This window comes from Geomonas sp. (assembly GCF_056994735.1).
The window spans coordinates 1-9197 of the sequence record NZ_JBXKJL010000129.1 but is presented as its reverse complement, the minus strand read 5'-3'; the positions used below and the strand labels follow the sequence as shown (position 1 = coordinate 9197).

9 protein-coding genes and 1 tRNA gene are annotated in these 9197 nt (G+C 61.5%); all 10 read left to right on the top strand.

The genetic code is table 11. The features are described 5' to 3' along the window. A partial coding sequence (locus AC11W3_RS06200) for a dTDP-glucose 4,6-dehydratase (RefSeq protein ID WP_484092661.1) occupies positions 1-698 on the top strand: 698 nt, incomplete at its 5' end. Between the two features lie 282 nt (positions 699-980). Continuing rightward, positions 981-1724 carry a hypothetical protein gene (locus tag AC11W3_RS06195; protein ID WP_484091312.1) on the top strand — a complete coding sequence of 248 codons (744 nt, stop codon included), beginning with the start codon at positions 981-983 and terminating at the stop codon, positions 1722-1724. A 95-nt stretch (positions 1725-1819) separates the two neighbouring features. Next, positions 1820-2899 carry a prephenate dehydratase gene (pheA, locus tag AC11W3_RS06190; RefSeq protein WP_484091313.1) on the top strand — a complete coding sequence of 360 codons (1080 nt, stop codon included), beginning with the start codon at positions 1820-1822 and terminating at the stop codon, positions 2897-2899. Between the two features lie 13 nt (positions 2900-2912). After that, a complete protein-coding gene (locus tag AC11W3_RS06185; protein WP_484091314.1) occupies positions 2913-3773 on the top strand; it encodes a prephenate dehydrogenase in 861 nt (286 codons plus the stop codon). Between the two features lie 185 nt (positions 3774-3958). Continuing rightward, the gene (gene aroA / locus AC11W3_RS06180) at positions 3959-5248 is read left to right on the top strand and encodes a 3-phosphoshikimate 1-carboxyvinyltransferase (protein ID WP_484091315.1); all 1290 of its coding nucleotides are present in this window, start codon (positions 3959-3961) and stop codon (positions 5246-5248) included. Next, complete coding sequence (gene cmk / locus AC11W3_RS06175) at positions 5245-5940, top strand: (d)CMP kinase (protein WP_484091316.1); 696 nt, start codon at positions 5245-5247, stop codon at positions 5938-5940. Before aroA ends, cmk begins: the two co-directional genes overlap by 4 nt. Positions 5941-6048: 108 nt before the next feature. Beyond that, a complete protein-coding gene (locus AC11W3_RS06170; RefSeq protein ID WP_484091317.1) occupies positions 6049-6894 on the top strand; it encodes a 4-hydroxy-3-methylbut-2-enyl diphosphate reductase in 846 nt (281 codons plus the stop codon). 69 nt (positions 6895-6963) lie between these two features. Further along, the gene (locus AC11W3_RS06165; RefSeq protein ID WP_484092660.1) at positions 6964-8718 is read left to right on the top strand and encodes a 30S ribosomal protein S1; all 1755 of its coding nucleotides are present in this window, start codon (positions 6964-6966) and stop codon (positions 8716-8718) included. 57 nt (positions 8719-8775) lie between these two features. Next, entirely contained in the window at positions 8776-9057 is a 282-nt protein-coding gene (locus AC11W3_RS06160) for an integration host factor subunit beta (RefSeq protein ID WP_484091319.1), read from the top strand. 19 nt (positions 9058-9076) lie between these two features. After that, positions 9077-9163, top strand: a tRNA-Leu gene (locus AC11W3_RS06155). Positions 9164-9197 lie beyond the last annotated feature (34 nt).

The following is a 9197-nucleotide window of genomic DNA, read 5'->3' as shown; positions in this document are numbered from 1 at the left end:
AGAAGTTCCCGAACTTCCGCTATCTGCAGGTATCGACCGACGAAGTCTACGGCAGCCTCGGCCCCGAAGGGTATTTCACCGAAGAGACGCCGCTGGCCCCCAACTCCCCGTATTCGGCCAGCAAGGCCGGGGCGGACATGCTGGTGCGTGCCTACAGCGAGACCTTCGGCCTCCCGACGCTCAACACCCGCTGCTCCAACAATTACGGACCCTACCACTTCCCGGAAAAACTGATTCCGCTGCTGATTCACAACATCCTGCAGAAGCGGAGCCTGCCCGTCTACGGTGACGGCCTCAACGTGCGCGACTGGCTGCACGTGAAGGATCATTCCGCCGCCATCGAAAGGGTGCTGAAGTGCGGCGCCACCGGGGAGGTCTTCAACATCGGCGGCAACAACGAGTGGCGCAATATCGACATCGTGCACCTGGTCTGCGACCTGATGGACGAGCGGTTGGAGGGGGCGCCTGGTGAGAGCAGGCGGCTGATCACCTTCGTGAAGGACAGGAAGGGCCACGACCGCCGCTATGCCATCGATGCCTCGAAGCTCAAGCGCGAACTCGCCTGGGAGCCGGCCTACACCTTCGAGCGCGGCATCGCCGAAACCATCGACTGGTACCTGGCGAACCAGGAGTGGGTCCAGGAGGTTGCCTCCGGCGCCTACCGCGACTACTACCAGGCGCAGTACGGGGCAATCTAGGGCGGGGGCCTGCGCTGCGTAGTGCCCAGCCAATCTTCCGCCAGCTTCCCAAACTGTCATTCCCGAAGCGATTCTGATCGGGAATCCAGCTCCTAAACGACGTGAAATCTGGATCCCCGATAAGGGCATTCGGGGATGACAATCTCATAGCGGAAGATTAGGTTGCCGGTTTTCAGGTGAAGGGTTCTCTCAGATTTTCTCCGTGTCTCCGTGGCTAATGGTTCTGCTTTATGATTCTTTGCTTTGCTTCTTTGCGTGAGCTGTTTTGTCCTGGAGGGTTTTTTGAGATTCCTGCGTTTCCCCACCGATAAGATCGTCTGGCTCCTCCTGCTCGTTTCCCTGATCCTTTACCTGGGCCAGTATTACGCCTTCGGCCGCCCCGAGGAAATAGCCTTCAGCTTCGTGTCGAACGTGGCCTTCCTGCCGGTCTACGTCCTCTTCGTGACCCTCATGATCGAGCGCGTGCTCAAGGAGCGCGAGCGCGAGGCGATGATGAAGAAGCTGAACATGGTCATCGGCGTCTTCTTCAGCGAGATCGGCACCGAACTCCTCCACAGGTTCATGGCGTTCTATTCCGACGGCCACGAGCTCTCGAAGAGACTGCGCCCGACGGTTCATTGGAGTGAGGCGGACTTCGACTCCGCCCGCGATTTCATGAGAGGCGAGGATGTCTACCTCGATGCCCGGCTCGGGGACAGGGAAGCCCTCAAATCCTTTCTTGTCGAGCGCAAAGGCGTAATGCTGACCCTGCTCGAGAACCCGAACCTCCTGGAACACGACTCCTTCACGGACCTCCTTTGGGCGGTGCTGCACCTGAGCGAGGAACTCCAGGCCCGCCGCTCCCTGCAGGGGCTCCCGGAGACCGACCTCGACCATCTCTCGGGCGACATGAAGCGGGCGCACACCCATCTGCTGATCCAATGGATCTCGTACATGTGGCACCTGCACGACGATTACCCCTACCTCTACTCCCTTGCCGTCAGGATGAACCCGATGAACCCGGAGGCGCGCCCGGAGGTCAGCTGAATGACAGTAGAAAATCGTTGCAAAATTGCCAGCGGTGCCTTATATATACACACTTCACTGACTGCCACTACCCCCGCCTGGAAGGTGACCTCCGTTTGAACGAAAAGCAGACACTGGCAAAACTTCGACAAGACATAGATGGGGTCGATGACCGCATCCTCGAACTCTTGAACCAGCGGGCGAAACTCGTGATGCAGGTCGGGTCCATCAAGTCCCGCAACAGCAGCGAGTTCCACGTTCCCAGCAGGGAGAGGGAGATCTACGAGCGCCTGACTGCAAACAATCCCGGGCCCTTCCCGTCGGATGCCTTGCGCGGCGTCTTTCGCGAGATCATCTCCGCCTCCCTGGCGCTCGAGTCCCCGATGAAGGTGGCCTTCCTGGGCCCGAACGCCACCTTCAGCCATCTGGCCGCCATGCAGCAGTTCGGCCTTTCCGCCGAGCTCCGCCCTGAGCGCTCCATCCCCGCGGTCTTCGAGGCTGTGGAGAAGGGCGAGGCCTATTACGGCGTGGTGCCGGTGGAAAACTCCACCGAGGGAATGATCTCCCACACGCTCGACATGTTCATGGAGAGCGAGCTCAAGATCAACGCCGAGGTGCTGCTGGAAGTCTCCCACTTCCTCCTCTCCCGCACCGGCCGCTTCGAGGACATCAAGAAGGTCTATTCGCACCCGCAGCCGCTGGCCCAGTGCCGGAAGTGGCTGGCCGAAAACCTCCCCAACGTTCCGCTGGTTGACGTGGCCTCCACCACCCTGGCCGCCCAGATTGTCGGCGAGGATTACACCGCGGCAGCCATCGCCAGCGAGTACGCCGCCTCCATCTACAACCTCAAGGTGGTCAAGGCCCGCATCGAGGACCAGGTCAACAACTTCACCCGCTTCCTGGTGGTCGGGAGGAAGATCGCCGACAAGTGCGGCGACGACAAGACCTCGCTCATGTTCTCGGTCCGCGACGAGCCGGGCATCCTGCACCGGATGCTGGAGCCCTTCGCCAAGCGCGACATCAACCTCTCCAAGATCGAGTCCCGCCCTCTGAAGCGCAAGGCATGGGAATACATATTCTACCTGGATCTCACCGGCCACATCACCGACCAGGAAGTCGCCGATGCAGTGCAGGAGCTTTCCGCCTGCTGCCAATTCGTAAAAGTCCTGGGGTCGTATCCGCGGGCCCGTTCATGAGGGGAAGGTAGCGATGCCTCTCGTGAAACGAATGGCCGTCATTGGCGTCGGTCTGATCGGCGGCTCATTGGCTCGCATCCTGCGCGAAAAAGGGGCGGTCGGGGAAGTCGTCGGCATCGGCCGCGGCGAGGCCAACCTCAAGCGCGGCGTCGAGCTGGGCGTACTGGACAGGTATTGCCTCGATTCCAAGGAGGGGGTGCTGGGCGCGGACCTGGTCTTCGTGGCCACGCCGGTCTGCTCGATACCGACCGTGGTGGCCGAGATAGCACCGTTTCTCTCTCCCGGCTGCATCGTAACCGACGGCGGCAGCGTCAAGGAATTCGTGGTTTCCGCCTGCGAGCCGCTGATGCCGGAAGGGACCTACTTCGTGGGCGGCCACCCCATTGCCGGGACCGAACACTCCGGAGTGGAGGCCTCCTTCGCGACGCTTTACCAGGGGAAGCGCTGCATCGTTACCCCGACCCCCAATACCGACCCTGCCGCCCTGGCCAAGGTGGTGGAACTCTGGGAGATTGCCGGGTCGACGGTGCCGCTCATGGACCCGGTCCAGCATGACCTGGTGGTGGCGGCCATCTCGCATCTGCCGCACATGGTCGCCTACTCGCTGGTGAACGCCGTGGACGGCTACGACCGTTTCGGCGGCGACCTCCTCTCCTTTTCCGCCGGTGGTTTCAGGGACTTCACCCGCATCGCCTCTTCCGATCCGGTCATGTGGCGCGACATCGCCCTGACCAACCGCGAGGCGATCCTGGAGATGATGGACTTCTTCTCCGGGTACCTGGCCCAGCTGCGCGGGCTGGTGGAGGCGGGCGATGGCAAGGGGCTTGAGGCCTTCTTCCTCAACTCGAAACAAAAGCGGGACGCAATTCTGTAATGAACGCTCGCGGCAAGGATGCCGCTCCTACAACGGGATAGCCCACGTTATGCCTAAGTTGGAAGCGGTAGTCCCTGTAGGAGCGCCCTCCGGGCGCGAACCCTTACAGCGAGATGCCGCTCCTACGGCACGACATGCGGTCAGTTAGAAGTTGTGGATATACAAGCCAAACTCTCAGGGGTGTTATGAATAGCTATACCGTCCAGACCGCCAAGGGCCTGCGGGGCGAGATCAAGGTCCCCGGCGACAAGTCCATATCTCACCGCTCCATCATGTTCGGCTCCATCGCCTGCGGGATCACCAGGGTCACCGGCTTTCTCCGCGGCGAGGACGCCCTCGCGACGCTGCAGGCGTTTCGCGCCATGGGAATCGAGATAGTTGACGACGGCGTGGTCCTTACCATCCATGGCAAAGGGCTGCACGGTCTCTCCGAGCCGCAGGACGTGCTCGACTGCGGCAATTCCGGAACCTCGATGCGCCTTCTGGCCGGGCTTCTGGCGGGGCAGAACTTCTTCTCCATCCTCTCCGGCGACAAATACCTGAGGGCCCGGCCCATGAAACGCGTGGTCGGACCGCTGGCCCAGATGGGCGGCCGCATCCACGGTCGCCTGGGAGGGGACAAGGCGCCGCTGGCGATTCAGGGCTCGAAGCTGAAGGGGATCGAATACGATTCGCCGGTGGCGAGCGCCCAAGTCAAGTCGGCCCTCATGCTGGCCGGCCTCTACGCCGATGGTGACACCGTCATCCGCGAGGCTCACCTCTCCAGGGACCATTCCGAAAGGATGCTGCGCCACTTCGGCGCCACGGTAGAGAGCTTCCCCGGTGGTGTCAGGTTGAGCGGAGGGATCGAACTCTCCGGACGCGAGATAGCGGTGCCGGGCGACATCTCTTCGGCTGCGTTCTTCATGGTCGCGGCACTGATCGTCCCGGATTCCGAGCTGCTGATCCGCGGCGTGGGTGTCAACCCGACCAGGACCGGAATCATCGACATCCTTCAGGCCATGGGGGGCGAGATCGAGCTGCTGAACCCCCGCGAGGAGTCTGGCGAGCCTGTGGCGGATGTCCGCGTCCGCAGCTCGAGGCTTAAGGCGATCGAGATCTCCGGCGAACTGGTGCCGCGGGCCATCGACGAGTTCCCGGTCATCTGTGTAGCGGCCGCTCTCGCCGAAGGGACCACCATTGTGAGCGGTGCCTCCGAGCTGCGGGTGAAGGAGACTGACCGGATCGCCGCCATGGCGGCGAACCTGCGCCGCGCCGGGGTGCAGATCGTGGAGACTCCCGATGGCATGGAGATCACCGGTGTGGAACGCCTCAACGGCTGCTCCGCGGAGAGCTTCGGCGACCACAGGATTGCCATGTCGATGATGGTCGCGGGACTGGCCGCAGCAGGGGAGACCCGCGTCTCCGACGTAGACTGCATCGCCACCTCCTTCCCGGGCTTTCGCGAACTCCTGATGGGGGTCGTCCGGCATTGAGTGCTGCAGTGAGGGGAAACGGGGTCATCGTTGCCATAGACGGTCCGTCCGGCGCGGGTAAAAGCAGTCTCACCAGGCTTCTGGCACAGCGCCTGGGCTATGTCCATATCGACACCGGCGCCATGTTCCGGGCCGTGGCCCTCATGGCCAAGCGTGCGGGGCTCGTCTGCGAGGACGACCAAGGCTTGGCAGGACTCTGCCGCGGGCTGAGCATAAGCTTCTTCCGTCAGGGTGAGAGTTGCCGGGTTCTGGTGAATGGCGAGGACGTATCTTCCGCCATCAGGACCGAGGAGATCGGGCTCTTCACCTCCTGCATCTCGGCCAGAAAGCCGGTCCGCGACGCGCTCCTTGAGATGCAGCGGGCCATGGGGCAGGCAGGGGGGGTGATTCTCGAAGGGCGCGACATCGGGACCGTGGTCTTCCCCGACGCCGAGGTCAAGTTCTTCCTTTCAGCCAGCGCCGAGGAGCGGGGGAGAAGGCGCTACCTCGAGCTCGCGGCCCGCGGTGAGCGGGTGACCCTGGAGGATACCATCGCCAAGGTGATCCAGCGCGACGAACAGGACGCAAGCCGCGAGCACGCGCCGCTCAGAAGAGCCGAAGACGCTGTCACCATAGATTCCACCTCGCTGTCCATAGAAGAGGTGCTGGAATTCATGGAGCGCACGGTACGGGAGCGGATCGGAAAAAACTAAACCTTTGGCCACGGAGGAAATCGGAGAAGGCTCCTTCATCATCGGGTTTCTCTGATCTTCTCCGAATTTCTCCGCGGCAAACGGTTGGTCATTATGAGGAACAGCCAAATGGAAGTAATTCTCGCTAAACAGGCAGGCTTCTGCTTCGGCGTCAAGCGCGCCACCCATCTCGCCTTCGAGGCCGCCGACAAGCGCGGCGAGACCTATACGCTCGGGCCGATCATCCACTCGCCGCAGGTGGTGCAGCGGCTCGAAGAGATGGGGGTGAAGGCGCTGGGGGACGTCCACAGCGTCGAGCACGGCACCATCATCATCCGCTCCCACGGCGTGGCCGCCGAAGAGCTGGAGGCCGCCGTCAGCCGCAACCTGGAGATCGTCGATGCCACCTGCCCGTTCGTGAAGAAGGCCCAGGAGCATGTCGCCAGCCTCTCCCGGGCGGGCTACGACGTGGTGGTGGTCGGCGACGCGGACCATCCTGAAGTGCAGGGGATCGTTTCCTATGCCACCGGGCGGGTCTTCGTGGTCGGGTCTGGGGAAGAGGCTGAACAGCTTCCGCGCATGTCCAAGATCGGCGTAGTCGCGCAGACCACGCAGTCGTCGGAGAACCTGAAGGCCGTGGTCACCGCCTGCCTGAGCAAGGGGGGAGAGATCCGGGTCTATCACACCATCTGCGACGCCACCGCCGTGCGCCAGGAAGAGGCCAAGGCTCTGGCCGGCAAGGTCGACTGCATGATCGTGATCGGCGGCTACAACAGCGCGAACACCAAGAGGCTCGCCGAGGTCTGCTCGGAGCTCTTGCCGCGCACCCACCACATCGAGACAGCCTGTCAGCTCGACCCGTCCTGGTTCAACGGGGTGGAGAAGGTGGGGGTCACCGCGGGGGCCTCGACGCCGAAATGGCTGATCGACGAAGTAATGGACCGGATACGGGAAATAGATCGAGAAATACGTTGAAATTTTTCACAGATGTGATAAATTAGCTCGATTTTATATGGAAGATTAAACTAGGGGGTACAGGCTCTGATGGGTGATGAAAAACAGTTTTACAAGAAAAAAGATATGCCGATTAGGCGGTTACACGATACTGACGAGGAGCTGGAGCAGTCGGAGCAGGGTGGCGAGTTCGCCGACCTCTTTCAGGACAGTCTGAGGCAGCCGCAGAGCGGCGAGGTCGTCAAGGCGGTGGTCGTTCAGATCGAGCAGGACGTGGTCCTGGTCGATGTCGGCTACAAGTCCGAGGGTGCCATCCGCATTGGTGAGTTCATCGACGAAAGCGGCGAGCTGACCGTCAAGGTGGGCGACGAGGTCAACGTCTACTTCGAGCGCGGCGAGAACATCCGCGGCCACATGGTCCTCTCCAAGAAGAAAGCCGATTCCCAGGTTGCCTGGGAGAAGATCGCGGCTGCAGGCGAGGGCGGGGTAATCGAAGGGAAGATCACCGGCAAGGTGAAAGGCGGCATGACCGTCGATGTCGGCGTCGAGGCCTTCCTCCCGGCTTCCCAGGTTGACCTCCGTCCCGGCGGCAACATGGATCGCTTCGTAGGCCAGAGCTACGAGTTCCGCATCCTCAAGATGAACCGCAAGCGCGGCAACCTGGTCCTTTCCCGCCGCGTGCTGCTCGAAGAAGAGCGTGACAAGGCGAGGACCGAGACCCTGGCGACCCTCAAGGAAGGCGACATCGTCAACGGCGTGGTCAAGAACATCGCCGAGTACGGCGCTTTCGTGGACCTGGGCGGCGTCGACGGCCTGCTGCACGTCACCGACATGTCCTGGGGCCGCCTTGGCCATCCCTCCGAGATGGTTAAAGTGGGCGACACCGTGAAGGTGATGGTCCTCAAATACGACAAGGAAAAAGGGAAGATCTCCCTGGGCCTCAAGCAGACCGTGCCCGATCCCTGGCTCAACGTCTCCGAGCGTTACCACGAGGGCGAGCGCGTGAGCGGCAAGGTCGTAAGCCTCACCGACTACGGCGCATTCATCTCCCTCGAAGACGGCGTCGAAGGCCTGGTGCACGTCTCCGAGATGTCCTGGACCAGGAGGGTACGTCACCCGTCCGAAATCCTCAAGGTCGGTGAAGAGGTCGAGGCCGTCATCCTGGGCGTCGATCCGGGCAACCGCAGGATCTCCCTGGGCCTCAAGCAGACCGAAGTGAACCCCTGGACCGTGATCGGCGACCGTTACCCGGTCGGCACCAAGATCGAAGGCCAGATCAAGAACATCACCGACTTCGGCGTCTTCATCGGCATCGAGGACGGCATCGACGGCCTGGTCCATGTCTCCGACATCTCCTGGACCCGCCGCGTCAAGCACCCGGGCGAACTCTTCAGCAAAGGCCAGACCGTTCAGGCCGTCGTCCTCAACATCGACGTCGAGAACGAGAGGCTGTCCCTCGGCATCAAGCAGCTCGTGCCCGATCCGTGGGACGAGATCCCCAGGAAGTACAAGCCGGGCTCCAGGGTCAAAGGGCGCGTCACCTCCGTGACCGACTTCGGCGTCTTCCTCGAGATCGAAGAAGGGATCGAAGGCCTGGTCCACGTCTCCGAGCTTTCCCATGAGAAAGTCGCTTCGCCGAAAGACTTCGCCAACGTCGGCGACGAACTCGAGGCAGTGGTGCTGAGCGTCGACACCGTCGAGAAAAAGATTGCTCTCTCCATCAAGGCGCTGCAGTCCGCGATCGAGAAGGCCGAGATGGCTTCCTACCTTGGTTCGCAGGGTGAGGCAACCTCCAGCTTTGGCGATCTGCTGAAAGAGAAGCTGAAGAAAAGCACCGAGGAATAGAAAAATCGCTTCGCCGACAGGTGTGTAATTTAATTGCTGATTTTTTGAGGTGTGTATATGACTAAGAGCGAACTGATTGACAAACTGGTTGAAGTGCGCGGCGTCCTTTCTCGCAAGGAGTCCGAGGCAGTTGTATCGCTGGTCTTCGACGCCATGAGCGAGGCGCTCACTGCCGGAGACAAGGTCGAGATCCGTGGATTTGGCAGCTTCACCATCCGTGATCGGGAGCCGCGCGAGGCGAGGAACCCGAAGAGCGGAGAGATCGTCAGCATCCCCTCCAAGAAGACCCCGTTCTTCAAGACCGGGAAAGACCTTCGTGAGCGGGTAAACAACCTGTAGACCGGATAAAACCGGATCGGCCCGGATGGCGGAATTGGTAGACGCAAGGGACTTAAAATCCCTCGTTCGCAAGGACGTGCCGGTTCGACCCCGGCTCCGGGCACCAAGTAAGAAACTGACAATATTGTGGTAAAAAGAAA